We start from the raw sequence: 23,667 nt of genomic DNA on the forward strand, positions 1-23,667 counted from the left end.
AGTAACGACGGTCTACGGCCTCAACGCCGACGCCTCGCCGCGCGCTCCCGAGCCCGCGGGATTACCGTCGAGAGAAGGAGGCCCGCCATGTCCATCACCCACCTCAACCCAGATTCCATGCACCGCTCCCCCGCCTTTTCCCAGGGCGTCGTCGCCACAGGCACACGCACGGTCTACGTGGGCGGCCAGAACGGGGCCGATGCGCACGGTCAGATTGAGGGTGACCTCGTCACTCAGACCGCCCAAGCCCTCCGTAACCTCATCACCGTGCTTGCGGAGGCAGGTGCGACCCAAGACGACGTGGTCCGCATGACCATCTACCTCCAGGCGGACCAGGACGTGCAGGAGGGCTTCGCCGCCTCGCAGGAGGTGTGGGGTATGCACGCCGTCCCGATCGTGGTGGTGCTCGTCCCCGCCTTTGGGCGCCCGGAGGCGCTCGTCGAGATCGACGCGATCGCGGTGCTCGACTGAAAGCCAGGACTACGCCGCGGGAGCCCCAGCAAGCTCGCCGTGATCCACGCGACGGTTGAGCCGCTCCGACATCGCGAGCCCCAGCGCCACGAGCGCCAGAATGAAGAACGGGAAGATCCACAGCCCCAGCCACGTGGACAGCGCCCCGAACAGCGGCGGGGCGAGCGTGGAGCCCGTGTACGCGGCGGCCATCTGGACGCCGATGATCGCCTGCGAATTCTGCCGCCCAAAGTTCACGGGCGTGGAGTGGATGATCGCCGGGTAGATGGGCGCCGAGCCCAGCCCTGCAACCACCAGGCCCGCGAGGGCGAGCACGTCCGTGCCCACGGGCACCGCAATCATCACCGCGCCCACGCCCACCGCAAGGAAGCCGCCGCGGATCAGCGCGCGGTCACCCACGTGGTCCGCGACAAAGCCCGCGAGGAAACGGCCCGCGGTGATACCGAGCAAGAACAGCGAGGCGAACGCGGCCGCCGTCGCGGCCTCGACCCCGCGGTCCTCGACCAGGAAGGTGGAAGCCCACAGGATGGCCGTGCTCTCAAGCGCGCAATAGGCGAAGAAGGCCGCGAGGATGAGCTTCACTCCGCGGATCCGCAGCGCGGTGCCCAGTGGAACGTGGCCCGTGTTCACCGGCGCTCCCTCGAGACCCTGGGCTTCCACCGCGGCACGCGCCGGGTTCACCCGCCCCCACAGCGGCAGGCTGATGAACAACACAAGGGTCAGCAAGGCCTGGACGCCGCCGATGATCCAGTACGCGCCCGACCACCCCAGCGACGACGAGGACAGCGCGAAGCTCATCACGAACGGGCTGATCGCGGCGCCCACCCCCCAGCACGCGTGCAGCCAGTTCATGTGACGCGCCGCATAGTGCAGCGCCACGTAGTTGTTGAGGGCCGCGTCAACGGCGCCGGCGCCCAGGCCGTAGGGAATCGCCCACAGGCAGAGCATCCAGAACGAGTCTGACAGGGAGAACCCCACCAGCGCGGCCGCCGTCATCCCCACGCTGACCGCCGTCACCGACCCCGCGGAGAAGCGACGCGTCAGCCGCTCCGAGGCGAGGCTCGACACGATCGTGCCGCCCGCGATGATCGTCGTGAGGACGCCCGCAAAACCGAGGGGTACCCCCAGGTCGGAGTGCATCACCGGCCAGCCGGCGCCCACCAACGAGTCGGGCAGACCGAGGCTGATGAACGCCACATAGATGATGGCAAGCAACAGCGCGTACATCGACAGCCTTCCGCGGTGAAGTGGTGCGCCCCGGACTATGCCTCCGCGACGCGTGAAGCCTACCTATCCGCGGCGCCCGCCGAACGCTCGCAGCACACAGCTACAGCGTCTTGCGCATCTTCACCGAGGTGGTCTCGTACCCCAGCGACTCGTAAAGGCGCCGCGCGGCGACGTTGAACCCGAACACGCTGAGCCCGAGCGTCTGGGCGCCCTGCTCCCGCGCGTACTGCTCGGCCAACTCCATCGCGGAGCGGCCCCAGCCTCGTCCCCGATGCTCGGAGTCGATCGCCACGTCCCACACCCACCACGCGGAGGGATCCTCGGACACATCGCTACCGACCCAGACGTACCCCACCACGCCCAGGCCCTCGGCGACGACGTCGAAGACCGCGTTGTCCGCGGTCGGCACACCCGAGGGAAAGGCCCCGACGAACGACGCGTCGGCATGCCGCTGCGCTGCCTCAGGACTCTCGCCGGTCTCGACCAGATCGGCCGCGTACTCCGCGCGGCAACGCTCCTGCCACTCCGGGAACCGCGCTACATCGATGGGCACGAGCGAGAGCGTCATCCCGCCAGTGTGTCACCGGCGGCCGGTCGGGCTACCCGCAGAGGTCGCAGACTCCCGTCGCGGGGAGGTCGATGAAGCACGTGGGGCACGGCAGCTCGGCGATCTCAGCGCGCTTGCCGATGCCCATGTTGGTCACGCGCGGGGCCGGCTTGGCCGGCTCGGGCACGACGACCACGGGGCGGATGGCCGATGCGACACTCGCCTTGGTAAGCGCTCCCTCGCTGGGCGAGGGGCTCGCGACAGCCTCGGTGACCGTGGCCGAGGCCACCACAGCGGAAGGCGCGGCGGCGGCTGAAGCAGCCGCGGCATCGGCCATCGCCGCAAACCCGGGCAGCTCGAAGAACTGGCTCTCGCCACCCTCGGGGTGGATCGCCACGTGGAAGGGCGTGATGAAAGCAACGGGCTTGTCAGCGCCCAGCGGCTCGAGCGCAACGTAGGCGCGCGACTCGGGGATGTAGACGTGCTCGTAGCGCAGACCGTGAACGAACTCGCGGACCTTGTCGACGGCGTTGAGCGGAAGTTCAAAGTCCGCGAGGGCGGCGTCGAGAGTGCGGAAATAGGTGCGAAATTCGAGGTCAAGCGCGGAAGTCACCGGAAGATTTTGCCGCATGCGCGATGGCACCGATGACCACCGAAACCGTGTTAACGGGGCCGAAAAATTCTTAGCGAGGATCGCGATATTTCCACATGGTGAGCGAGCCGAACACGGCCACGAGCGCCGCCGACCAGCCCAGGGTGATCGCGAGCTCCGAGCCAATCTGCTCACCGTTCATGAGCGCGCGGACTCCCGTCACGAGGTCGGACACCGGATTGACATTGACCCACGCCTGCAGCCAGCCGGGCATGGTGGCCGGATCGACGAAGATGTTGGAGCCGAACAGCAGCGGCATCAGCACAAAGCTCGCGACACCCATGATGGCGCCCGGCGTGCGCAGGATGAGCGACAGGAACGTCCAGATCCATCCCAGCGAGAACGCGAACACCAGCAGCAGCGCCACACCGAGCACCACTCCGACCACGCCACCCGCAGGGCGCCAGCCGATCGCGAGGCACACGATGGATGTCACGATCGAGGCGACGATGAAGCGGACCGCGTCGCCCAACAGCATTCCTACCAGGGGTGATGGTCGCCAGATAGGAAGCGAGCGGAAGCGGTCGAACACTCCCTTGTCAATATCGGTGCGCAGCGTGGTGCCGGTGTACATCGTGATGAACAGCACCGACTGCACCAGCACGCCCGGCGCGATGTAGGCGATGTACGCGCTCACCGACCCGGCAATCGCGCCGCCGAACAGGTAGGTGAAGAGGAGCGTCATGATCACGGGGAACACCGTGACGTCGAAGAGTTGCTCGGGCACGTGCTTGATCTTGAGCAGCGCGCGCCATCCGAAGGTCACCGAGGTCGACAGGGCGCTGGGTCGCGCGGGCCGCTCGGAGGATGCGAGGGCGTGCGCGATGGCGCTCGCCTGGGGCGCGGCTTCCGTAGCGGTCACTTCCTTTGCGGCCGATGCCGTGGTCTCATCGGTGGTCATGCCGCCTCCTCCTTGGTCGGCTCCGCGGGCTTGCCCGTGAGCGACAGGAACACCTCGTCGAGCGTGGGCTGGCCGAGGCTGAATTGCGCGAGGCCAATGCCCGCAGCGTCGAGCTCCGTGAGCGCCCGCGTCACGCGGCCGCGGTCCTCGATGGACGCGGTGAGTGCCTGCGGGTCGGCCGGCATGTCGACGTCGACCTGGAGCTCGCGCAGCAGGATCTCGCGGGCGGCGTCTCGGTCGGCGCGATGCATCACGCGCACGTGCAGCATGCCGGAGCCCACCGAGGCCTTAAGTTCCGTGGCCGTGCCCTCCGCGATGATCTTGCCGTTGTCGATGACGCTGATCTTGTCCGCGAGCTGGTCCGCCTCGTCGAGGTACTGCGTGGTGAGCATCACCGTGGTGCCGTAGGCCACCATGGCGCGGATGATGTCCCAGACCTCGTTGCGGCTGCGCGGGTCCAGTCCCGTGGTGGGCTCATCGAGGAACAGCAGGTCGGGGGTCACGACGATGGACGCCGCAATGTCGATGCGTCGGCGCATGCCGCCCGAGTACTTCTTGACTTGACGGTCGGCGGCCTCGGCCAGCCCGAAGGCCTCGAGCAGCTCGGCACTGCGGCGCGTCGCCGCCTTGGGGGTAAACCCGTAGAGCTTGGCGATGAGGCGCAGGTTCTCGGCGCCGGTGAGGTCCTCGTCCACCGACGCGAACTGGCCAGTGAGCGCCACCCGCGAGCGCACCTCGTCGGACTGCGTACGGATGTCGTAGCCGAGCACGCGAGCCTCGCCAGCATCGGGCCTGATGAGCGTCGCGAGCATCCTGATAGCGGTGGTCTTGCCCGCGCCGTTGGGCCCCAAGAACCCGTGTACCCCGCCGCGCTCGATCGCGAGATCGATCCCGTCGACCGCGCGCGTGTCGCCATACGTCTTCACGAGACCCGTGGTCTCGATCGCCAGCTCCGCCATGCGTTCCTCTCCCCTGGTGTACGCCTGGTGCCCATCCTCACATCAGCGCTAGCATGTAAACGCCGTTCACATCGCGAACCCGTCTAGGGTAAGTCAGCGTTCGAGGGGGTGCAAGGGGTGCCACAGGTTTCTCCTAGCTATCACCATGGCGACCTGCGCGCCGCGCTCGTCGAGGCGGGCCTGGACCTTGCGCGCACGGGCGGGCCGGCGGCCGTGGCCGTGCGCGAGGCGACCCGGATCGCGGGCGTCTCCCCCGCATCGGCCTATCGCCATTTTGCGGACCACCGCGCGCTGGTCGTCGCGGTGGCGCTGGCGGCGCAGGACCGGTTGGCGTCAACGATGGAGGCGCGGATCTCGGCCCTTGTGGCCGATGCCGGCGGAGATACGGCCGATGCCGCCGTCGCCCGCCTGCGCGGCGTCGGGTTGGGCTATATCGAGTTTGCGCTGGCGGAACCGGGGTGGTTTGCGCTCGCTCTGCTGACATTCGATCCCGGCGCGGCAGGTGCGACGCCGTCGGTTTCGACGGCCGATGCGGTGCCCCCGCCGTTCCAACTGCTCCTCGATGCGTTGGACGCGTGCATGGAGGCGGGCGTGCTGAGCCCCGAGGGCCGAGTCAATGCCGAGTGGCCGTGTTGGTCAGCCGTGCACGGCTTTGCGGACATCGCCACGCGCGGTCCCCTGCAGGGACAAGACAACGACGTGCTCTCCACATTGGGAGAGCACGTCGTCGACCGGATCGTGGCGGGCGTGCGCAGCAGGTGACTCCTCGGCCGGTCGCCTACAGCTGCTGAACGCGCTCCGTGTCAGCGGCGATCTCGCGCAGCTCCGCGGCGGTCATGGGCTTGCCGTAGCCGGGAGTGTCGCGCTCGAGCCTCCAGCTCTCGTCAAGCGTGCCGAGGTCGACAGCGTCGTAGCCGAGGTCGTCGAGGAAGGCCGTCGCGACCTCCTTGGCCTGGCCGTCTTGGCCGAAGATCGCGAGCGCGCGGCGGGTGGGCGTGCCGGCGGGCGTCGCGTCGCGCGGGATGTCTTTGGCGTTGATGTGGTTGAAGGCCTTGATCACGTGCGACTCGGGCAGGTGCTTCTGGAGGAGCCCGCTGGTGGTGGACATGTTGGTATCGAGCGCGGCGATCCGCCCGTCGCGGCCCGGGTAGTAGTTGTTGGCGTCGAGGACGACCTTGCCCACGAGCGGCTCCTGCGGGAGCGTCTCGATGGCGCTGAGCGGGATGGCGACGAGGACGATGTCGCCCGCCGCGGCGGCGTCCGCGATAGTGGCGCCGCGGGCGTGCGCCTCGCCGAGGCCGGCGATGACGTCGCCGAGCGTCTCAGGGCCCCGCGAGTTCGCGATGACCACGTCGTGGCCGGCGGCGATCGCCGCCTTCGCCACGTTGGTGCCGATGTTGCCTGCTCCGATGATGCCGAGGGTGCTCATGATTCGGAAAACGCGGGCGATGCCGGTGGGTATTCCACGCCGCGCGCAGCGCTGGGCACCGCGCATGCGGAGCGATGCTCGTCCCAGTGCTGCCGAAGCCACGCGATCTGTTCCTCACGCAGGTCAAGCTTCAGCTCGTTGCCGTGAAGCCTGCCGTATTGCGGATACCTTTTCAGATCGCCGGAGACATCCACCGTCAAACGCAAGGGATCGAGCGCGAGCATCCCGTCGTCGAATAGTCGGTGAATGTCGCGCCGCAATATGAGCCCGCCGTATTGGTGGTGTTGACCAAGTTTGGCGTAACTGTAGAGGTGGCCCGCTTCGAGAGCTCTTCGCGGCGCGGCCCCGGTGAACGCGCACACCTCTCCCTGAGTCTCGAGCAGGTGGTTGCGGAACTGCGACTGCCCACGGCGGACCCGCACGACAGATTGCCGATGCCCCTGGTCGAACTTGATGCGCAGCGGAGCGTCGCGCGGCAAAACACTCTCAGGCACGCGGCCCGTCAGTCTCGAGAGGGCGCGGTCCGCACCCTTTTCTTCGAGAAGTCCACTCAGGCCAGTCCAACTCACTGGACGCATGGCGTTGAAGTCGCCCGCATGAAGCGCAAGGGCCGTGACGAGACCCGCCTCAACGACACCCTCAAGCGCCGTCCATCCGGCGTCGTAGCGGGCGACGTACTTCTCGACGTCCGCCACCTCAGTGTCGGGCTCATCAAATTCCTCGTGACAAGTCGATTTCATGCAACGGAATCGAGGGGTCTTCGTCCGCCGCTCAGCGATTCGAGTCGTCGCACAGCGGGGGCAGCGTTGAAGAACCTTCACCCCAGGGGCACAGTCGATGTTTTCAATGACGGAGACACCAAGCACCTGCGACTTGTCCCACAACACCACTACGTCCCCGACCGCGACGCTCTTCGCATTCGGGACGTTGCTATCCCAGGAGTAGTACGCCTCGGCCTGGTCGTCATAACCACCATTGCCCGCATGCCCGCGATTGTCACCAGCGGCCATCAACAGCCAGGTGCGCGGACCGCTTGTCTCCATGGTGTGCAGCTTGCCATAGGGCCGGACGGAGGAATGGGTTTCTTGACGCCAACGCCCCAACACATGCGCAAGTGCCGAGCGGTAAGTCGTTCATCATTTGCGTCACCCGCTGAGTCCCGAGCGCTACGGGGCCACCTGAGCCGCGTGGGTTCTCACCCGCGGTTGTCCGGCCGCGAGGCACGAGCGGTTGCGCCGGGCTTCATCGATAATTCGTGGAGGCGAACGCCCTCACCGACGCGCGGTCTGCGCGAGCACGGGCAACCCATACCGCTCGCGTCCCACTCGCCCGTCGATGAGAAAGAGCAGAGCGACCCCGATGACCGGAAGAACCAACCCGAATACCAGGGTGAGGATCACGGGCGCCACATCCATCTCGAACGCCGCGTCGGCCTGGGCTGCCACGAAAAATCCTGCGAGGTCGATTCCGGCATGAAGCACCATCGACCAGACAACGAACCTCGTGGCGACCATCGCGACATACAGCACCACCCCAGCTCCGAACGCGAAGATCACCTGGCCGATGAAGCCAAGCCCGTCGATGGGTGAAAGGCCCTCGACGCCCACAACGTTGCCCACGTGAACCAAGGCAAAGATGGCGGCACTTCCCCACGCGACGTCGCGTTCACGATCCCCTCCGCGGCGCAGGCAGGCCACGACGATTCCACGAAAGACGAGGCCCTCCACGAACCCGACGCACACCGCATACACCGCGAGAGCAGCGACGACTCGCGTGTTCATGAGGCTGTAGTCAACGACGGCAAAGCGCGCCACAAGCATCACAGCTACCAGCGCGAGCGCCACCCACTGACCGCGCCTGCCGCCCAGTGGTTGCACACCAAAGATCTCGCGTCCCCAACCGAGCGAGCGAACGAACCCGAGCACCACGAGCCCCGTCAGCGCCACGGGCAGCGCGAGGTCGAGCAACACGTACTGTGCGCCGCCCAAGGGATCAGCTCGAGACTCCTCCACGCCTAACGTAGACGTGAGGAATCCGATCCCCCAGAAGATCAGCCAATATCCAGCAGCGGCGAGAAGCGCCCGCCACAGTCCGCCTACGTGCCACCACCCGCGCCATACCGTCACAGCGCGTCACCGCTGCGAGACATCGCGCGCGTTCCACAACCGCCACGCCGCTCGCGCGCCAACGACCGACACCAACGCGAGCGACCACCACACCTGGAGAAAGCCCGAGACGACGGCCATCGTGACGGCAAGCACGAGAATAATCATCTGGGCTTCTCGCTGGTGCTCACTCATCACGTCCCCCTTGTCGTGTGGCGTCCCGCCCGCTCAGCCTGCCACGGCCGGCGCCCGCACGCCATCCGCCGCGCACGACGGCTGTACCCGACGTAGCCTGCCAAGCATGGGCCGACTCATCATCGAACAGCACGTCACCGCGGACGGGTTCGCCGCGGGTCCAAACGGCGAGCTCGACTGGATTGACGGTTCCGTCTCGGAGCCCGGCCCCATGGTCGACGAGGCCCTCGCCGAACTAGAACACGCGGACGCCATCCTGCTGGGCGCCACCACGTACCGCCTGTTCATCGCCTACTGGCCGACGGCGCTCGACGACCCCCTGGCCGCGCCCATCAACAGGCTCCCCAAGCACATCGTCTCGCAGACCCTGCCCGAGGCTCGGTGGGGAGACCACACCCCGGCCACGGTCGAGTCCGGCGATCCCGCCGCCACCGCCGATCGCCTCAAGCAGACCTACGACCGCGACATCATCGTGTGGGGAAGCTTGCAGCTCGCGAGCGCGCTCCTCGAGGCGGGCAAGGTCGACGAGGCACGCCTCCGCGTCGCACCGGTCGCGATCGGCCAAGGCATCCCGTTGTGGGACCTGGATTATGGGCCGATGCCACTCACGCTGAGGTCCGCGACTCCCCTTTCCACGGGGCAGGTCACGCTGATCTACGACGTCACGCGCTAGAGGCGCCAGCAAGAGAACAGGGCCGCCCGCGCCACGCGCGGACGGCCCTGTGCGACTCGCCACTTATGCATGTCCCATGGCGGCGAGCCGGGCCTGGTACTCCTCAAGCTCGATGTCCCCGCGAGCCAGGCGCTCGTCGAGGATCTGCTTGGGCGTCGCGCTGTTGAGCGACGCCTCGGGTGAGACGGGCACCTCGGCTGCCACGGCATCGACCGTCGGAACCGGCTGCACTGCCTGCGACGGACGATTGTCCGCGAGCAGGCGGACGCTCAGGTAGATAAAGCCGCCGATGACGGCCGCGCCGAGCAGCCAAAACACGCCCGCCCAGATGGTCGGGGCCAACGAGCTCGTCACTTCGATTCCACGCATCATGCTCCCTGTCCGGCACCCGCCCGGGCACCTCATGGGAACAAGATTCCTCGCAGAACCTAGGAGCTGCCTGGGACTACGCCACAGATTCGCGCAAAGTCGGGCGGGCGCCCCCGATGACCACCGGAACGGTCGCCCACCACCGCTCGAGCATGCGGGCGTGCTCGGCCGGCGCGTCGATCCACGGCATGTGCCCCTCGCCCTCGCGCACCCTCACCTCGCTCACGGGCGCCGCGGCCGCCCAGCGCCGGAACTGCGATTCACGCGCGAACGGGTCGGAACTGCCGAGCACCCACAGCGAGGGCGCCTGGAGACGGCCGACATCGGCCCGCCCCACGCCCCACCCCGCCCGGATGCCCAACCACCCGGCGACCGCGCGCAGCAGCTCCAGGTCATTCGCGTAGGTGTCGGTGTCACGGGCGAGCGCCACGCGCCACGCAAAGTCCTCCGCACTAAGTCCGCCACGCTTGACGGTGGGCCCGTGGCCGATGCTTCCCAAGGACTTCCGTATCTCCCGCTCCCCTACCGGGAATCGCGAGACCGCACTCGACACGGCACCCACGGTCGCCGCACGCATGTGCCAGGGCAGACGCATGCCTCGAACGGCGGGCGCACCTTCGAACACCACGGAGCGCACCAGGTCGGGGCGGTCGCCTGCGAGCAACAGCGCCGGCATGGCGCCGGCGGAGCTTGCGACCAGGTCCACGGGCGCCGTGGCAAGGTCCTCGATGACTGCGGCGAGGAAACTGCTCGCTGCCGCACGGAGTGTCTCGGGCCGGCTGAGGTCGCCCGGCATGACATCGCTCGAGCCACAGCCCGGGCGGTCGACGACGATGGAGCGCACGCCCCGGAGCGCGCCGACGAGCGGCGCGAACATGCCTCCCGCGGAGGGTGTGCCGTGCACGAACACCACGTCGTGGCCCGCGCCGGTGGAGAGCGCGCGGACCTTGCCGCCGCCTGGCACCGTCACGCGATGCTCGGTGGCATCGACTCCGTGGCTGGCCCACATCGCCGCCTCGGCGGCCTCGTAGCGGGACCTGTCCTTCACCCGAGCCATGAGCTTTCCCTACGCCGAGTAGGTGGCGACCAGGCGCGCCTGTTCAATGACGGCATCGGCGCTGTGGTGGAGGAAGCCCGAGCGAGACGGGGTGCCGTCGACGGGCTCGGACAGGGCGTAGACCCAGAAGTAATAGTGATGGTCGCCATGGCCGGCGGGCGGGAAGGGGCCCACGTAGCCGCTGCCGCCGGTGTCGTTGGGACCCGAGCGACCGGCGGTGACGTCGATCTCGCCCTCGACCGCCGGGATGCCATACAGCGTCCAGTGCGTGAAGCCGGGAGGCATGGGGGCGTCCGGGTCGTGGCAGATCAGTGCGAGCTCGACGGCACCCTCGGGGATGCCGCTTACCACGAACCGCGGCGGAGTGGTGGCGTCCTCGCCTGCGAAGGCGTCGGGTACGCGCTCGCCGTCGGTGACGTCGGGGCTGGTCAGGGTCAGATCCTTCACCTGCATCGTCTCTCCTTCGTTGGCCTTACGGCGTGAACGATTGACTCGCCGCCGGGATTCCTGGCCCGGGCGACGGTGACTGTCCCATGGGACGCAAAAAAGTGCTCAGAGCGACGGTGAGCGTCCCATGGGGCGTTGCGGTTAGAGCGGGTGCGTGAGGCGGCGCACAAACTGGCGCGTGCGCTCCTCGCGAGGCTCCCCTAGCACCTGCGCGGGTGGACCGATCTCGAGCACGCTGCCCGCGTCGAGGAAGGCCACCTGGGTGGCGACTTCGCGCGCGAACTGCAGTTCGTGCGTGACGACGACCATGGTCCAGCCCTCGGCGGCGAGGTCGCGCATGAGGAGCAGGACCTCGCCCACCAGCTCGGGGTCGAGGGCGGAGGTGGGCTCGTCGAACAGCAGCAGCTCGGGCTTGAGAGCGAGCGCGCGCACGATTCCCACGCGCTGCTGCTGCCCGCCCGAAAGCTCATGGGGGTACGCGTCGGCGCGGTCGGCGAGGCCCACACGCTTCAGGAGGTCACGCGCCTCACGCTCGGCCTCCTCGCGCGGTCGCTTCTGGACCACCATGGGGCCCTCGGTGATGTTCTGCAGCACCGTGCGGTGAGGGAACAGGTGGTAGTGCTGGAAGACCATCGCGGAGCGGTCGCGCAGGGCGGCGCGCTGACGCTCGGCGGCGACCGGCTTTGCGGAGCCCAGCACTCCGAAGTCCACGGCGACCTCACCGATAGAGACGACCCCGGCATCGGGCGTCTCGAGGCCGTTGAGGCTGCGCAGCAGCGTGGTCTTGCCGGAGCCGGAGGCGCCGATGATGGCGACCACCTCACCCCTCGCGACCGACAGGTCGACGGCTCGCAGCACCTGGTGGTCCCCAAACGACTTGGAGACGGCGGACACGGTCAGCAAGGGTTCAGCGGACAGCTCAGCGGGCGACGGCGACATGACGGTCGAGCCTCCTTTCGAGGGCGTTCTGTCCGGCGGACAGCGCGAGGCACACGATCCAGTAGACCAGGCCGGCCTCGACGTATAGCAGCATGAACTCCTGGGTGAAGGCCGCGATCTCCTGCGCCTTGCGGAACATCTCGCTGACCAGGATCAGCGACGTGAGCGATGTGTCCTTCACCAGGGAGATGAAGGTGTTGGACAGCGGCGGCACCGCGACTCGGGCGGCCTGGGGCAGGATCACCCGCGTGAGGGCCGTGCGGCGCGACATGCCCACCATGTAGGCGGCCTCCCACTGGCCCTTGTCCACGGACAGGATCGCGGCGCGCACCACCTCCGCCGCATAGCCGCCCACGTTGAGCGACAACGCGATGATGGCCGAGGGCCACGGATCAATCGTGAGCCCCAGCGACGGCAGCCCGTAGAACACGACGAACAGCTGCACCAACAAAGGCGTGCCGCGGATCACCGAGATGTACAGCCGCGCAAGGCCGGCGAGGAGCCGGTTGCGCGAGAGGCGCGCGAGCGCCGCGGCGACCGCGAGCACCATCCCCAGCGCGAACGATGCCAGCGCGAGGGGAATGGTGCCGGCGACCGCCGCGAGCGCGAGCGGGCCCAGCGAATCCCAGAACAGGGGCCAGTCGATGCCCATTACGCGGCGGGTTCCACCGAGACGTCGTCACCGAAGAACTCGTTGGAGATCTGGGCGAGCGTGCCGTCCTCGGCGAGCGTGCCGAGTGCCTCCGAGATCGCGTCGGCGAGGGCCTGGTCGCCGCCCGCGAGCGCCACCGCGCTCTGCGAATAGTCGTCGGTCTCCGCGGCGACCTTGAGGCCGTTCTCGCCGTTGGATTTCGCGTAGTCGAGCCACGTGAGCTTGTCGTTGATGGTGGCCTCGACGCGGCCCTGCTGGAGCAGCTCGACCGACTGGGCCCAGCCCTCGACGGCCTCGATGTTGGCGCCCGCGTCCTTGGCCTGCTGGCCGAAGGCGGAGGTCAGCGACTGCGCGAGCGTGCGGCCCTCGAGGTCGTCGAAGGACGCGATGTCCGTGTTGTCCTCGGTGGTCACGAGCACGCCGTTCGAGTAGGTGTACGGCGTGGAGAACGTGTAGACCTCCTCGCGCTCGGGCGTGATGCCCACCTGGTTGAAGACGGCGTCGAAGCGGCCGGCCTCAAGTCCCGTGAGCAGTGCGTCCCACTGGGTCTCCTCGAACTCGACCTCAACGCCCAGCTGCTCGGCGACCGCGCGGGCCACCTCGACGTCGTACCCGGTGAGGTCGCCGGTGCCGTCGGCGTGGAACGTGAAGGGGCGGTAGGTGCCCTCGGTGCCGACGATCAGTACGCCCGCGTCCTGGACATCCGTGAGCGAGGTGTCGGTGGCGATCGATCCTTCGGCGGATGCGGCGGTGTCGCTGGCCGAACCCGTCGAGCAGGCCGCGAGCGCCAGGGTCGATCCGAGCACAACGGCGGGAAGGGCGAGACGGAGGTTCATGGGTGGTGCCTTTCGTGGAAACTGGCGCGGCGGAGCGTCCGCGACGCCGGTGCGAGGGGGTGCGCCCAGGGCGCGGTGACATGACGTCAAGGGGTGGCGAGTGCCGGGCGGCGATTGCCGAGAGGCGGTCGCCTATGCCGTTCATTGACGGCGGGCCGATGCGACTATCGCCGCACGGGCCGGGCTCGGCTGACGGGGTGGTTCAGGTGGTCAGAACCGGTCAGCAGGAGCGCATGGAGACGCCGCGACAACACGGCATGCACATCGCGCGGAGCGCGGGCATGGACATCGTGCTGCTGAGGGGGGCATTCATGGTGTGATTCAACCACGGATCGCCGGCACTTTATTCCACCCGGTAGAAATGCCAGGTAGTTAGGCGTTGATCCCCAAGAGTGCGGCCGAGCGCTCCCACAACTCCAGCGCCGTGACCGCGTCACCCACGAGCGGATTGACCTTCGTCGCGACCTTCCGGTCGATGTGGAACGCACCAGGCTCGAAGCCTGCGCCGGGGGTTGCCGTGGCGAGCCAGATGAGCTGATCGGCGCCCTTGTCGGGAGTGCGGGTCAGCAGGCGCTTGAGGGGGCCGTGATAGAGGAACCGGATCGCCCCGCGCGCATCGGCCGCGAAGTTGGTGCCGACCACGCCGGGGTGGAACGAGACCGCGCTGAGCGCGTCGCCGTGGCGGCGCTGCAACTCCTCCGTGAACAGGATGTTGGCCAGCTTGGCGTTGCCGTACGCCGCCATCGGGTCGAAGGAGAACTCGCCCTGGAGGTCGGCAATGTCGAATTTTGCGTACAGCCGCGCGGCCAGCGACGAGGTCTGGATCACGGTGGCGCGGCTGTCGCGCAGCACGGGCAGCAGCTCGTGGGTGAGCAGGAACGGGGCGAGGTGGTTGACCTGGAACGTCCGCTCATAGCCGTCCACGGTCAGCGCCCGCTCCCCCATGACGCCGCCGGCGTTGTTGGCCAGCACGTCAATACGGTCGTGGCGCTCGCGCAGCGCGGAGGCAAGAGCGCGCACCTGATCCAGGTCGGCGAAGTCGGCGACGTGGTGCTCCGCGCCGATCCGGGCCGCGACGGCTGCCGTCTTGTCGGGGTCGCGACCCACGATGACGACGCGGTGCTTGCGGCGCGTCAGTTCCTTGGCTGCGGCGGCGCCGATGCCGTCGCTGGCTCCTGTGATGACGATCGTCTTCATGTGTGTGCCAACGCGCGAAGGGTCAGGCCTGTTTCTTCTTCGCGTAGATCGACTCGATGACGTCGGAGAAGTGCTCCATCACGACCGCGCGGCGGATCTTCAGCGACGCGGTGACCTCCTCACGGGCCTCGGTGAACTCGCGCGGGAGGATGCGGAACTCCTTGATCGCCTCGGCCTTCGACACCTGCTCGTTCGCGGCGGCGATGGCGCGGCCGATGAGCTCGCGCACCTTCTCGTTGACCGATGCGGTCTCGAGATCCATGTCGGGCAGATCGTGAGCGGCGAGCCACGCCGGCAGCAGCACCGGGTCGAGCGTCACCATCGCGGAGACGAAGTGACGGCCGTCGCCGAGCACCACCGAGTCCTGGATGGCGGGGTGCGAGCGCAGCGAGTCCTCGAGCACCGCGGGCTGAATGTTCTTGCCCGACGACAGCACCAGGAGTTCCTTCTTGCGCCCCGTGATGACGACGTTGCCGTCGACGATCTCACCCAGGTCTCCGGTCGAGAACCAGCCGTCGTGCATGACCTGTGCCGTCGCATCGGCCGCATTCCAATAACCCGAGAACAGGCCGACACCCTTGGCGAGTATCTCGCCGTCGGCGTCCACCCGGATGGCACAGCCGGCGATGGGGCGGCCCACGGAGCCCATGACCTGGTCGTCCAGCGGCGTGCCGATGACGGCGGCGGTGGTCTCGGTCAGGCCATATCCCTGCATGACCGTGAGGCCCAGGCCGCGAAAGTAGTGGCCGATGTTCGGGGTGAGTTTCGCTCCACCGGCCAGCACGTACTCGAGGTTGCCGCCCAACAGGGCGCGGATCTTGCCGAGCACCAGCTTGTCCGCGACGGCGTGGCGGGCCTTGAGAGAGGCTGAGGGGCCGCCCGTCTCCTGGGAGCGCGACATCTCACGGGCGACCTTGGCCGACCAGCGGAACAGCACCTTTTTGATGCCATGCATGGAAGTGTCGGCGCGGTTGTAGATGGTCTCGAACACACGCGGGACCAGTGGCATCCAGGTGGGCTTGAAGTTCGCGAGGTCGTCCACGAGCGTCTTGTGGTTGGGCGTGAAGCCGATGACGGAGCCGCTGTAGAGCGCGAGCACCATCGCGAGGCGCGCGAACACGTGGGCCAGCGGCAGGAACAGCAGCACGCGGGTCTCGCCCTGCACGAAGCCGCCAAAGGAGGGATCGAGCTCGATGTTGGCCGAGTGCTCCACGAGGTTGCGGTGGGTCAGCATCGCGCCCTTGGGGCGGCCGGTGGTGCCGGAGGTGTAAATGATCGAGGCGAGGTCGTCCAGGCGCACGTCTTCGGTGCGCGCGTCGAGATCGACGTCGGCGACGCCGGCGCCCGAGGCGGCCAGGTCGTCAAGCCCGGCGGCCGTGAGCGGCAGAATCTGCGGGGCGTCCTCGAGGTCGGCGAGCATGTCCTGGTTGGCCTGCGACTCCACCACAACCACGGAAATACCGGCGTCGCAGATGGCCCACTCGCACTGCGAGGCCGACGAGGACGGGTAGAACGGGACGGTCACCGCCCCTGCCGCGAGGATCGCGAAGTCCACGACCGACCACTCCAGGCTCGTGTCGCCCATCAGGCCCACGCGGTCGCCGGGCTTCACGCCGGCGGCTACCAGGCCCTTCGCGGTGGCGCGGACACGAGCGTGGAACTGAGACAGGGTGACGGGCTGCCAAACACCCGCCTCATCCTTCACCTCGGCGAAGGCGCCGTCAGGGTTGGTGGTCGCGCGTGCGGCGAGCATCGCGGACAGGTGAAAGCGGTCGTCGACGGTTGCAAGACCGGGGGCGATCATCTCGTTCGGAGCCATGCTTCAGCCTAACCTACGCATGCGTAACTTACGCCGACGTAGGTCCTACCTGAGGATGATTTTCGCGTGGCCTCGAGGACGCCTTCGGCTCCCATGAGCAGACAACGGAGAGCGCTGACACAAGGTTCCGGCCTCGACGAAAGCCGCCAGTGTCGGTGGCGACCGAGAGGATGTCACCAGTATTGGCAGCACACTGGGAGGAATCGATGAGCGGAATGCCACCGGCCTCGCCGGCGCTTGCCGACTTCTACCGCCGTCACGCAGCGTCGCCGGTGGCCTTCATCGATGAGTCGTACTCCGTGGATCCGCGGTTCGACACGCGTTTCTACGTCATGAGTGCCGTGATCGTGCAACCGACTGAGCGCGACGCACTAAGAACCTCGCTGCGCGCACTCACCGCTACCTCGTTTTGGCACACGACGGACCAACTCCGCACAGCAGAAGGCCGCGCGCGTGTGCGAGAGGTACTCGCCTGCCTCGCGGACCCTCAGGGGAGCGAGATTTGCGTGCTGAGCCATGTTGCCGCAGTGGAAACCGGCGACACCAACGGAGAGGACGCACGAGCGCGGGCCTTTCGAGCGCTGCTTACCTGGTGTTCCGACGACGCCTGTCCGGCGGGTGCGACGACAGCATTTGTGATGGAGCGCCGCAGGCTACGCGAAGAAGCGAACACCGATGCGGCAACGAAGGCTCGGGCGCTTCGCGAGGGCCTCATTCCCTCACGCACAGGACTCATCCAGGTGTCGCCCAGCGACGAGAACCTCTTGTGGTTCGCCGATGCGGTTTGCAGCGCATACCGTCAAGACCTCACGGGGCGCGATCCAACCCTCTATGGAATCATCGCTGGAATTTCCACGATCGTGTCTCCATAACGAAGAGCAGCCCCTGGCTGCCGTAGCTACACCAGGGGCCAACCACGCTCACCTTCCGAGGAAGCGATGGTCTTGCTCAGGCATCAATCCTAACAAGTGGCAACGCCCCTCGCCAAGAGCGCTAGCGAACCTTGCGCATCCAGCCGTAGACGTCCTCGGCGCGACCGTACTGGATGTCCGTGAGGCGCTTGCGGATGTCCATCGTGACCTCGCCCGGTTCTCCCCCGTTGACCTTCAGGTCGAAGTCGGGAGAGGCGAGGCGGCCCACGGGCGTGACGACGGCAGCCGTGCCGCACGCGAAAATCTCCGCGATGTCACCAGACTCGATGCCGGAGCGCACCTCGTCGAGCGTGATGTCCTTTTCGATGACCTTGCGGTTGTCGTCCTCGAGCAGCTGGTTCACCGAGAAGCGCGTGATGCCCTCGAGGATCGTGCCCGTGAGGCGGGGCGTCTCGACGGTGCCGTCGCGCCGCACGATGTAGACGTTCATACCGCCCAGCTCTTCGAGGTAGCGGTCGTCCTTGGCGTCGAGGAACAGCACCTGCTGGCAGCCGTGCTCGTAGGCCTGCTGCTGAGGCAGCAGCGACGCGGCATAGTTGCCGCCGCACTTCGCATCGCCGGTGCCGCCGGGGCCCGCGCGGTGGAAGCCCTGCGCGACCCAGATCGACACGGGCTTCACGCCGCCCGGGAAGTAGGCGCCCACGGGCGAGGCGATGACGAGGAAGTCGACGGTCTTGGCCGGACGCACTCCCAGGAATGCCTCGGAGGCGAACATGAAGGGGCGCAGGTACAGGCTCGACTCCTCCACGCCTGGCACCCACTCGTGGTCGACCTCGATGAGCGCCTCGATCGCGCCGATGAAGTCCTCGACCTCAATATCGGGCAGGGCGAGGCGGTACGCGGACTTGCGGAAGCGCTCCGCGTTGGCCTCGGGGCGGAACAGGTGAATGGAGCCATCGGCCCAGCGGTACGCCTTGAGGCCCTCGAAGATCTCCTGCGCGTAGTGGAGCACCGCAGCCGCGGGGTCCATCTGCAGCGGGCCGTAGGCCTCGACGCGGCGGTCGTGCCACGCGTCGTCGCGGAACTGCATGCGCGCCATGTGGTCCGTGAATTGGACGCCGAACGCCAGGTCCTTCAGCGCCCCCGCGCGGGCCTCCGGGGTCAGCGCGTGCGCGTTGGGGCGAACTTCGAAGGCTCCCGCGGAGGACGGTGCGGCGGTCTCGGTCACGTCAGGGCCTTTCGAGTCGGTTCTGGCGGGACATGAGTGTCGATCTCGGGCTGAGATCGACACTCATGTCCCGCCAGCAAGCTTGGGTTGAGGGCGGCCGATGCTGTGGCTGGCTACGCGAGCCAGCCACAGCATCGGCCGGACAAACTATCCGCGGATACGGGCGGCGAGCGCGTCGCCGATCTCGGCGGTCGTGCGCTTGGCGTCACCCTTGGCGGCGGCGTCGGCCGCGACGGCCTCCTCCACCTTCTGCGCCAGGTCGGCGTAGCCAAGGAAGTCGAGCATCAGCCCCACCGACAGGACGGTCGCGGACGGGTCCGCGATGCCCTGACCGGCAATATCCGGCGCTGAGCCGTGCACGGGCTCGAACATCGACGGCGCGGTCTTGTCGGGGTTCACGTTGCCCGAGGCCGCGAGGCCGATGCCGCCGGAGATGGCCGCCGCCTGGTCGGTGAGGATGTCGCCGAACAGGTTGTCGGTCACGATGACGTCGAAGCGACCGGGGTTGGTCGTCATGACGATCGTCGCGGCGTCGATGTGCAGGTAGTCCCAGGTGACGTCGGGGAACTCCGGCGCCACCTCCTCGACGGTGCGGCGCCAGAGGTGACCGGCGTGGACAAGCACGTTGTGCTTGTGCACCAGGGTCAGCTGCTTGCGCTCGCGCTTGGAGGCAACCTCGAAGGCGTAGCGGACCACGCGCTCCACACCGTGACGGGTGTTCACAGAAACCTCGGTCGCGATCTCGTGGGGCGTGCCCACGCGCAGCGCGCCGCCGTTACCGACGTACGGGCCCTCGGTGCCCTCACGGACCACCACGAAGTCCACGGACTCGACGTCGCGCAGCGGCGACACCTCACCCGGGTACAGGCGCGACGGACGCAGGTTCACGTACTGGTCGAGCGCGAAGCGCAGCGGCAGCAGCACGCCGCGCTCGAGCACGCCGGACGGCACCGACGGGTCGCCGATGGCACCCAGCAGGATGACGTCGTGACCCTTGATGGCGTTCAGGTCCTCGTCCGTCAGCGTGTCACCGGTGGCGTGCCAGCGCTGAGCGCCCAGGTCGAAGTCGGTCGTCTCGAAGGCGATGTCGGTGCCCTCGGTCGCGGCGGCGAGGCACTTAAGCCCCTCCGCGACAACCTCGGGGCCAATGCCGTCGCCGGCGACGACGGCCAGCTTGTAGGTCTGCGTCATCGGGCGGTCTGACCGTCGACGTAGTCGGCGTCCACGTCGTCCTTCCAGGCGAACAGCTTGCGCAGCTCGCGGCCGGTCTCCTCGATGGGGTGACCCTCGCCCTTGGCGCGCAGCTCCTTGAACTCCACAGCGCCGTTGTCCTGGTCGTCGATGAAGCGCTTGGCAAACGCGCCGGACTGGATGTCGGCGAGCACGGCCTTCATGTTCTCCTTCACCTCCGGGGTGATGACGCGCGGGCCGGAGACATAGTCGCCGTACTCGGCGGTGTCGGACACGGACCAGCGCTGCTTGGTGATGCCGCCCTCCCACATGAGGTCGACGATGAGCTTGAGCTCGTGGAGCACCTCGAAGTAGGCGATCTCGGGCTGGTAGCCGGCCTCGGTCAGGGTCTCGAAGCCGTACTGGACCAGCTGCGACGTGCCGCCGCAGAGGACGGCCTGCTCACCGAACAGGTCGGTCTCGGTCTCCTCCGTGAAGGTGGTCTTGATGACGCCGGCGCGGGTGCCGCCGATGCCCTTCGCGTAGGACTTCGCGAGGTCCCAGGCCTGGCCCGAGGCGTCGCGCTCCACGGCGATGATGTCCGGGATGCCGCGGCCCGCGACGTACTCGCGGCGCACGGTGTGGCCGGGAGCCTTGGGGGCGATGAGGATGACGTCCACGCCCTCGGGAGCGTCGATGTAGCCAAAGCGGATGTTGAAACCGTGCGCGAACGCGAGGGTCTTGCCCTCGGCGAGGTTCGGCTTGATCTCGTCGTTGTAGATGGTGCGCTGGTGCTGGTCCGGCGCGAGGATCATGATGACGTCGGCCCACGCGGCGGCGTCGGCGACCGAGTTCACGGTGAAGCCGTCGTTCTGCGCCTTCTCGACCGACTTCGAGCCCTCGCGCAGCGCCACGCGGACCTCGACACCCGAGTCGCGCAGGTTCTGGGCGTGGGCGTGGCCCTGCGAGCCGTAGCCGACGATCGCGACCTTCTTGCTCTGGATGAGCTCGAGGTTGGCGTCGTCGTCGTAGAACATCTCAGCCATGCTGGCGTGTCTCCTTACAGATAGGGAATGCGGGGTACGAGGGGTGGCCGATGCATCGGCCGGCTGAACGGTCTTACGCGGACACGCGCTCGAAGGCGCGTTCCGTAATGGAGCGGGGGCCGCGGCCGATGGCGACGGTGCCCGACTGGACGATCTCGCGGATGTCGTGGGGCTTGAGGGCCGCAAGCAGCGCCTCGAGCTTCTCGCGGCTGCCAACGGCCTCGATCACGAGCGAATCGGTCGCGACATCCACCACGTGCGCGCGGAAGAGGTCGACGATCTGGAGCACGTCGGCGCGCTGGCGCGCATCGGCACGAACCTTGATCAGCAGCAGGTCACGCTGGACCGACTTGTCCGGCTCGAGCTCCACGATCTTGAGCACGTGCACCAGCTTGTTGAGCTGCTTGGTGACCTGCTCGAGCGGCAGTTCGTCGACGTCGACGACCACCGTGATGCGGGAGATTTCGGGATACTCCGTCTCTCCCACCGCAAGAGACTTGATGTTGAAGGCGCGACGGCTGAACAGACCCGAGACGCGCGCGAGCACGCCCGGCTTGTTCTCGACGAGCACCGAGAGGGTGTGGGTGGTCATCTTTACTCCTCCTCGCCGCGGTCCCACTCGGGGGCAATGCCGCGGGCGTACTGGATCTCGTCGTTGCTGGTGCCGGCCGCGACCATGGGCCACACCATCGCGTCGCGCGACACCGTGAAGTCCACGACCACGGGCTGGTCGTTGATCTCCATGGCGCGCTTGATGGTCGCGTCCACGTCGGCGTCCGACTCGCAGCGCAGGCCCGCGCAGCCCATCGCCTCCGCGAGCTTCACGAAGTCGGGGATGCGCTTAGTGCCGTGACCGGTGTGCAGGTCGGTGTTCGAGTAGCGCTTGTCGTAGAACAGGGTCTGCCACTGGCGCACCATGCCCAGTGAAGAGTTGTTCACGATCGCCACCTTGATGGGGATCTCGTTGATCGCGCAGGTGACCAGCTCCTGGTTGGTCATCTGGAAGCAGCCGTCGCCATCGATCGCCCACACGGTGCGGTCGGGGTCGCCCACCTTCGCGCCCATGGCGGCGGGCACCGAGAATCCCATGGTGCCGAGGCCGCCGGAATTGATCCACGAGTTGGGGCGCTCGTACTTGATGAACTGGCTCGCCCACATCTGGTGCTGACCCACGCCCGCGGTGAAGATGGTCTCGGGACCCGAGATCTCGCCCAGGCGCTGGATGACGTGCTGGGGGCTCGACAGGCCGTCGTCGGTGGGTGTGTAACCCAGACCGTACGTGCTGCGCCAGTCGTCCAGTTGCGCCCACCAGGCCTCGAGGTCGGGCCGGCCGTGCTGCTGGTGCTCCGCGGCCAGGGCCGGCACGAGCGCCTCGAAGACGTCCTTCAGGTCGCCCACGATCGGCACGTCGACGGCGCGGTTCTTACCGATCTCCGCGGGGTCGATGTCGGCGTGCACGATGGTCGCGTGGGGAGCGAAGCTCTCCAGCTTGCCGGTCACGCGGTCGTCGAAGCGCGCACCCAGCGCGACCACCAGGTCCGCCTTCTGCAGCGCGGCCACGGCGGCCACCGTGCCATGCATGCCGGGCATGCCCAGGTGCTGCGGGTGCGAGTCGGGCAGGGCGCCGCGGGCCATCAGCGTGGTCACGACGGCAGCGCCGGACAGGTCGGTCAGCTTGCGCAGACCGGCGCTCGCGCCGGAGCGGATCACGCCACCGCCCACGTACAGCACGGGACGGCGGGCGGTCGCGAGCAGGCGGGCGGCTTCCTGCACCGTCTTCGCGTGCGGGCGCGCGCCCGAGTTGAAGCCGGGCAGGTCGATGCGCTCGGGCCAGACGAAGTTCATCGTCTCCTGCTGCGCCGACTTCGCGATGTCGACCAGCACGGGGCCCGGGCGGCCGTGGGTGGCGATGTAGAACGCCTCCGCGATGGCCTTGGGGATCTCGTTGGGGTCGGTCACCAGCACGTTGTGCTTGGTGATGGGCTGCGTGATGCCCACGATGTCTGCCTCCTGGAAGGCGTCCGTGCCGATCATGCTCGCGCCCACCTGGCCGGTGATCGCGACCAGCGGGATCGAGTCCATGTTCGCGTCGGCGATGGGGGTCACCAAGTTGGTGGCGCCGGGGCCGGAGGTCGCGATGCACACTCCGGGGCGGCCGGTCGCATGGGCGTAGCCCTCGGCCGCGTGACCCGCGCCCTGCTCGTGGCGCACCAGGATGTGGCGCAGCTGCGTCGAGTCCATCAGCGGGTCGTAAGTGGGCAGGATGGTGCCGCCGGGAAGACCGAAGACGTCCGTCGCGCCGGCCATCTCGAGGCTCTTGACGACCGCCTGCGCGCCCGTCATCTCCTGCCCGGCGGGTGCGGTCACAGCAGCCGGCGCGGTGCGCGCGGGGTGCGGCGTCGCCAGTGCCGAAGGCTTGGGGGCCTTGACCTGTGCCATCTTCTCTCCCGTTTCTTCGTTGATCGTGAGGCGGCTCTCGCATCCGCCTCGCATGAAAAAACCCCTTGGCCTGGTGGCTGTCGGGGTATGCGCGCGGACGTTGCCTGGGCTTGGACTAGATGTCCGCGCGCCCGGTAACTACGAGAATCGTCTGCATGCCTTGAACTTTACGCCCGGTTTCGGGGACGTGTCACCATCTGAGACTGCAATCTCACATAGTGGTTCACGATCTTGAATAGTGAGACACTTCCCACCTCTGCATGCCCCGGCGCCCCATGGGACAACCACCGTCGTTCCCGCGAGATGTGTGCTCCCCATGGGGCGCTCACCGTTGCCGAGCCCCGGCAACCTCGCGCATGGCGGTCGACACCCGTCGAGGTGAGCCTACGTTCTGGGAACACCGCGACCCCGCCACGCGAGTGACGGGGTCGAACGGT

27 protein-coding genes are annotated in these 23,667 nt (G+C 67.8%); 5 read left to right on the forward strand and 22 right to left on the reverse strand.

The features are described 5' to 3' along the window. Positions 1–87 precede the first annotated feature (87 nt). On the forward strand, positions 88–471 hold the full coding sequence (locus B7K20_RS10695; protein ID WP_084102509.1) for a RidA family protein: 384 nt from the start codon (positions 88–90) through the stop codon (positions 469–471). A 9-nt stretch (positions 472–480) separates the two neighbouring features. On the opposite strand, the gene B7K20_RS10700 is transcribed toward B7K20_RS10695, so the two are convergent. The 5 genes from B7K20_RS10700 to B7K20_RS10720 all read right to left on the reverse strand — a co-directional run bounded on the left by B7K20_RS10700 (position 481) and on the right by B7K20_RS10720 (position 4,757). Further along, entirely contained in the window at positions 481–1,698 is a 1,218-nt protein-coding gene (locus tag B7K20_RS10700) for a sugar MFS transporter (RefSeq protein WP_084102510.1), read from the reverse strand. 100 nt (positions 1,699–1,798) lie between these two features. Further along, the gene (locus tag B7K20_RS10705; RefSeq protein WP_084102511.1) at positions 1,799–2,266 is read right to left on the reverse strand and encodes an N-acetyltransferase; all 468 of its coding nucleotides are present in this window, start codon (positions 2,264–2,266) and stop codon (positions 1,799–1,801) included. 31 nt (positions 2,267–2,297) lie between these two features. Further along, complete coding sequence (locus B7K20_RS10710) at positions 2,298–2,858, reverse strand: hypothetical protein (protein WP_084102512.1); 561 nt, start codon at positions 2,856–2,858, stop codon at positions 2,298–2,300. 70 nt (positions 2,859–2,928) lie between these two features. After that, positions 2,929–3,798 (reverse strand): ABC transporter permease, encoded by an 870-nt coding sequence (locus tag B7K20_RS10715; protein ID WP_084102513.1) that lies wholly within the window; start codon positions 3,796–3,798, stop codon positions 2,929–2,931. Continuing rightward, positions 3,795–4,757 carry an ATP-binding cassette domain-containing protein gene (locus tag B7K20_RS10720; protein WP_084102514.1) on the reverse strand — a complete coding sequence of 321 codons (963 nt, stop codon included), beginning with the start codon at positions 4,755–4,757 and terminating at the stop codon, positions 3,795–3,797. Before B7K20_RS10720 ends, B7K20_RS10715 begins: the two co-directional genes overlap by 4 nt. A gap of 117 nt (positions 4,758–4,874) precedes the next feature. On the opposite strand from B7K20_RS10720, the gene B7K20_RS10725 reads away from it, so the two are divergent. Next, positions 4,875–5,519, forward strand: coding sequence for a TetR/AcrR family transcriptional regulator (locus B7K20_RS10725; RefSeq protein ID WP_084102515.1), 645 nt, complete (start codon positions 4,875–4,877; stop codon positions 5,517–5,519). A 16-nt stretch (positions 5,520–5,535) separates the two neighbouring features. Here B7K20_RS10725 and B7K20_RS10730 read toward each other — a convergent pair whose 3' ends face one another. The 4 genes from B7K20_RS10730 to B7K20_RS13095 form a co-directional block, all read right to left on the reverse strand. Beyond that, a complete protein-coding gene (locus tag B7K20_RS10730; protein ID WP_084102516.1) occupies positions 5,536–6,186 on the reverse strand; it encodes an NADPH-dependent F420 reductase in 651 nt (216 codons plus the stop codon). Further along, positions 6,183–7,229: an HNH endonuclease signature motif containing protein gene (locus B7K20_RS10735; RefSeq protein ID WP_144018648.1), complete on the reverse strand. Its 1,047-nt coding sequence runs from the start codon at positions 7,227–7,229 to the stop codon at positions 6,183–6,185. The genes B7K20_RS10730 and B7K20_RS10735 overlap by 4 nt, the downstream gene beginning before the upstream one ends. 228 nt (positions 7,230–7,457) lie before the next feature. Then, positions 7,458–8,198, reverse strand: coding sequence for a CPBP family intramembrane glutamic endopeptidase (locus B7K20_RS10740; protein WP_144018649.1), 741 nt, complete (start codon positions 8,196–8,198; stop codon positions 7,458–7,460). A gap of 120 nt (positions 8,199–8,318) precedes the next feature. Next, the gene (locus B7K20_RS13095) at positions 8,319–8,486 is read right to left on the reverse strand and encodes a hypothetical protein (protein WP_159449394.1); all 168 of its coding nucleotides are present in this window, start codon (positions 8,484–8,486) and stop codon (positions 8,319–8,321) included. Between the two features lie 106 nt (positions 8,487–8,592). Between B7K20_RS13095 and B7K20_RS10745 the strand changes: the two genes are divergently transcribed. Then, positions 8,593–9,159: a dihydrofolate reductase family protein gene (locus B7K20_RS10745; protein WP_084102519.1), complete on the forward strand. Its 567-nt coding sequence runs from the start codon at positions 8,593–8,595 to the stop codon at positions 9,157–9,159. 63 nt (positions 9,160–9,222) lie between these two features. Here the strand turns inward: B7K20_RS10745 and B7K20_RS10750 are convergent, their stop codons facing one another. The 6 genes from B7K20_RS10750 to B7K20_RS10775 form a co-directional block, all read right to left on the reverse strand. Then, on the reverse strand, positions 9,223–9,528 hold the full coding sequence (locus B7K20_RS10750; RefSeq protein ID WP_144018650.1) for an SHOCT domain-containing protein: 306 nt from the start codon (positions 9,526–9,528) through the stop codon (positions 9,223–9,225). Between the two features lie 76 nt (positions 9,529–9,604). Beyond that, the gene (locus B7K20_RS10755) at positions 9,605–10,585 is read right to left on the reverse strand and encodes an alpha/beta fold hydrolase (protein WP_084102521.1); all 981 of its coding nucleotides are present in this window, start codon (positions 10,583–10,585) and stop codon (positions 9,605–9,607) included. A 9-nt stretch (positions 10,586–10,594) separates the two neighbouring features. After that, positions 10,595–11,038, reverse strand: a complete 444-nt coding sequence (locus B7K20_RS10760; RefSeq protein WP_084102522.1) for a YbhB/YbcL family Raf kinase inhibitor-like protein — start codon at positions 11,036–11,038, stop codon at positions 10,595–10,597. 135 nt (positions 11,039–11,173) lie between these two features. Beyond that, entirely contained in the window at positions 11,174–11,971 is a 798-nt protein-coding gene (locus B7K20_RS10765) for an amino acid ABC transporter ATP-binding protein (protein WP_084102523.1), read from the reverse strand. Next, complete coding sequence (locus B7K20_RS10770; RefSeq protein ID WP_200809074.1) at positions 11,952–12,623, reverse strand: amino acid ABC transporter permease; 672 nt, start codon at positions 12,621–12,623, stop codon at positions 11,952–11,954. Before B7K20_RS10770 ends, B7K20_RS10765 begins: the two co-directional genes overlap by 20 nt. After that, the gene (locus tag B7K20_RS10775; protein ID WP_084102524.1) at positions 12,623–13,459 is read right to left on the reverse strand and encodes an amino acid ABC transporter substrate-binding protein; all 837 of its coding nucleotides are present in this window, start codon (positions 13,457–13,459) and stop codon (positions 12,623–12,625) included. The genes B7K20_RS10770 and B7K20_RS10775 overlap by 1 nt, the downstream gene beginning before the upstream one ends. A 134-nt stretch (positions 13,460–13,593) precedes the next feature. On the opposite strand from B7K20_RS10775, the gene B7K20_RS10780 reads away from it, so the two are divergent. Continuing rightward, positions 13,594–13,779 (forward strand): hypothetical protein, encoded by a 186-nt coding sequence (locus B7K20_RS10780; RefSeq protein ID WP_084102525.1) that lies wholly within the window; start codon positions 13,594–13,596, stop codon positions 13,777–13,779. A 52-nt stretch (positions 13,780–13,831) separates the two neighbouring features. Here the strand turns inward: B7K20_RS10780 and B7K20_RS10785 are convergent, their stop codons facing one another. Next, complete coding sequence (locus B7K20_RS10785; protein WP_084102526.1) at positions 13,832–14,656, reverse strand: SDR family NAD(P)-dependent oxidoreductase; 825 nt, start codon at positions 14,654–14,656, stop codon at positions 13,832–13,834. Between the two features lie 22 nt (positions 14,657–14,678). Then, positions 14,679–16,475, reverse strand: coding sequence for a long-chain fatty acid--CoA ligase (locus tag B7K20_RS10790; RefSeq protein ID WP_084102527.1), 1,797 nt, complete (start codon positions 16,473–16,475; stop codon positions 14,679–14,681). A 206-nt stretch (positions 16,476–16,681) separates the two neighbouring features. On the opposite strand from B7K20_RS10790, the gene B7K20_RS10795 reads away from it, so the two are divergent. Beyond that, positions 16,682–17,347 (forward strand): DUF3800 domain-containing protein, encoded by a 666-nt coding sequence (locus B7K20_RS10795; protein ID WP_144018651.1) that lies wholly within the window; start codon positions 16,682–16,684, stop codon positions 17,345–17,347. Positions 17,348–17,468: 121 nt separating this feature from the next. Here the strand turns inward: B7K20_RS10795 and B7K20_RS10800 are convergent, their stop codons facing one another. The 5 genes from B7K20_RS10800 to B7K20_RS10820 all read right to left on the reverse strand — a co-directional run bounded on the left by B7K20_RS10800 (position 17,469) and on the right by B7K20_RS10820 (position 23,230). Beyond that, complete coding sequence (locus B7K20_RS10800) at positions 17,469–18,575, reverse strand: branched-chain amino acid aminotransferase (protein ID WP_084102529.1); 1,107 nt, start codon at positions 18,573–18,575, stop codon at positions 17,469–17,471. Between the two features lie 147 nt (positions 18,576–18,722). Further along, positions 18,723–19,766: a 3-isopropylmalate dehydrogenase gene (locus tag B7K20_RS10805; RefSeq protein WP_084102530.1), complete on the reverse strand. Its 1,044-nt coding sequence runs from the start codon at positions 19,764–19,766 to the stop codon at positions 18,723–18,725. Next, entirely contained in the window at positions 19,763–20,791 is a 1,029-nt protein-coding gene (gene ilvC / locus B7K20_RS10810) for a ketol-acid reductoisomerase (RefSeq protein WP_084102531.1), read from the reverse strand. The genes B7K20_RS10805 and ilvC overlap by 4 nt, the downstream gene beginning before the upstream one ends. Positions 20,792–20,864: 73 nt before the next feature. Next, positions 20,865–21,383 (reverse strand): acetolactate synthase small subunit, encoded by a 519-nt coding sequence (ilvN, locus tag B7K20_RS10815; RefSeq protein ID WP_084102532.1) that lies wholly within the window; start codon positions 21,381–21,383, stop codon positions 20,865–20,867. Positions 21,384–21,385: 2 nt separating this feature from the next. Continuing rightward, positions 21,386–23,230 (reverse strand): acetolactate synthase large subunit, encoded by a 1,845-nt coding sequence (locus B7K20_RS10820; protein ID WP_200809079.1) that lies wholly within the window; start codon positions 23,228–23,230, stop codon positions 21,386–21,388. Positions 23,231–23,667: the final 437 nt, after the last annotated feature.

Origin of the sequence: Demequina sp. NBRC 110051, assembly GCF_002090055.1 — a bacterium.
Classification (GTDB): domain Bacteria; phylum Actinomycetota; class Actinomycetes; order Actinomycetales; family Demequinaceae; genus Demequina.

What these genes read in the sequence shown, in the direction of transcription:
- B7K20_RS10695 (WP_084102509.1), top strand. Translation starts at nt 88, where the DNA reads ATGTCCATCACCCACCTCAACCCAGATTCCATGCACCGCTCCCCCGCC.
- B7K20_RS10700 (WP_084102510.1), bottom strand. Translation starts at nt 1,698, where the DNA reads ATGTACGCGCTGTTGCTTGCCATCATCTATGTGGCGTTCATCAGCCTC.
- B7K20_RS10705 (WP_084102511.1), bottom strand. Translation starts at nt 2,266, where the DNA reads ATGACGCTCTCGCTCGTGCCCATCGATGTAGCGCGGTTCCCGGAGTGG.
- B7K20_RS10715 (WP_084102513.1), bottom strand. Translation starts at nt 3,798, where the DNA reads ATGACCACCGATGAGACCACGGCATCGGCCGCAAAGGAAGTGACCGCT.
- B7K20_RS10720 (WP_084102514.1), bottom strand. Translation starts at nt 4,757, where the DNA reads ATGGCGGAGCTGGCGATCGAGACCACGGGTCTCGTGAAGACGTATGGC.
- B7K20_RS10730 (WP_084102516.1), bottom strand. Translation starts at nt 6,186, where the DNA reads ATGAGCACCCTCGGCATCATCGGAGCAGGCAACATCGGCACCAACGTG.
- B7K20_RS10735 (WP_144018648.1), bottom strand. Translation starts at nt 7,229, where the DNA reads ATGGAGACAAGCGGTCCGCGCACCTGGCTGTTGATGGCCGCTGGTGAC.
- B7K20_RS13095 (WP_159449394.1), bottom strand. Translation starts at nt 8,486, where the DNA reads ATGAGTGAGCACCAGCGAGAAGCCCAGATGATTATTCTCGTGCTTGCC.
- B7K20_RS10745 (WP_084102519.1), top strand. Translation starts at nt 8,593, where the DNA reads ATGGGCCGACTCATCATCGAACAGCACGTCACCGCGGACGGGTTCGCC.
- B7K20_RS10750 (WP_144018650.1), bottom strand. Translation starts at nt 9,528, where the DNA reads ATGCGTGGAATCGAAGTGACGAGCTCGTTGGCCCCGACCATCTGGGCG.
- B7K20_RS10755 (WP_084102521.1), bottom strand. Translation starts at nt 10,585, where the DNA reads ATGGCTCGGGTGAAGGACAGGTCCCGCTACGAGGCCGCCGAGGCGGCG.
- B7K20_RS10760 (WP_084102522.1), bottom strand. Translation starts at nt 11,038, where the DNA reads ATGCAGGTGAAGGATCTGACCCTGACCAGCCCCGACGTCACCGACGGC.
- B7K20_RS10765 (WP_084102523.1), bottom strand. Translation starts at nt 11,971, where the DNA reads ATGTCGCCGTCGCCCGCTGAGCTGTCCGCTGAACCCTTGCTGACCGTG.
- B7K20_RS10770 (WP_200809074.1), bottom strand. Translation starts at nt 12,623, where the DNA reads ATGGGCATCGACTGGCCCCTGTTCTGGGATTCGCTGGGCCCGCTCGCG.
- B7K20_RS10775 (WP_084102524.1), bottom strand. Translation starts at nt 13,459, where the DNA reads ATGAACCTCCGTCTCGCCCTTCCCGCCGTTGTGCTCGGATCGACCCTG.
- B7K20_RS10780 (WP_084102525.1), top strand. Translation starts at nt 13,594, where the DNA reads ATGCCGTTCATTGACGGCGGGCCGATGCGACTATCGCCGCACGGGCCG.
- B7K20_RS10785 (WP_084102526.1), bottom strand. Translation starts at nt 14,656, where the DNA reads ATGAAGACGATCGTCATCACAGGAGCCAGCGACGGCATCGGCGCCGCC.
- B7K20_RS10790 (WP_084102527.1), bottom strand. Translation starts at nt 16,475, where the DNA reads ATGGCTCCGAACGAGATGATCGCCCCCGGTCTTGCAACCGTCGACGAC.
- B7K20_RS10795 (WP_144018651.1), top strand. Translation starts at nt 16,682, where the DNA reads ATGAGCGGAATGCCACCGGCCTCGCCGGCGCTTGCCGACTTCTACCGC.
- B7K20_RS10805 (WP_084102530.1), bottom strand. Translation starts at nt 19,766, where the DNA reads ATGACGCAGACCTACAAGCTGGCCGTCGTCGCCGGCGACGGCATTGGC.
- ilvC (WP_084102531.1), bottom strand. Translation starts at nt 20,791, where the DNA reads ATGGCTGAGATGTTCTACGACGACGACGCCAACCTCGAGCTCATCCAG.
- ilvN (WP_084102532.1), bottom strand. Translation starts at nt 21,383, where the DNA reads ATGACCACCCACACCCTCTCGGTGCTCGTCGAGAACAAGCCGGGCGTG.
- B7K20_RS10820 (WP_200809079.1), bottom strand. Translation starts at nt 23,230, where the DNA reads ATGGCACAGGTCAAGGCCCCCAAGCCTTCGGCACTGGCGACGCCGCAC.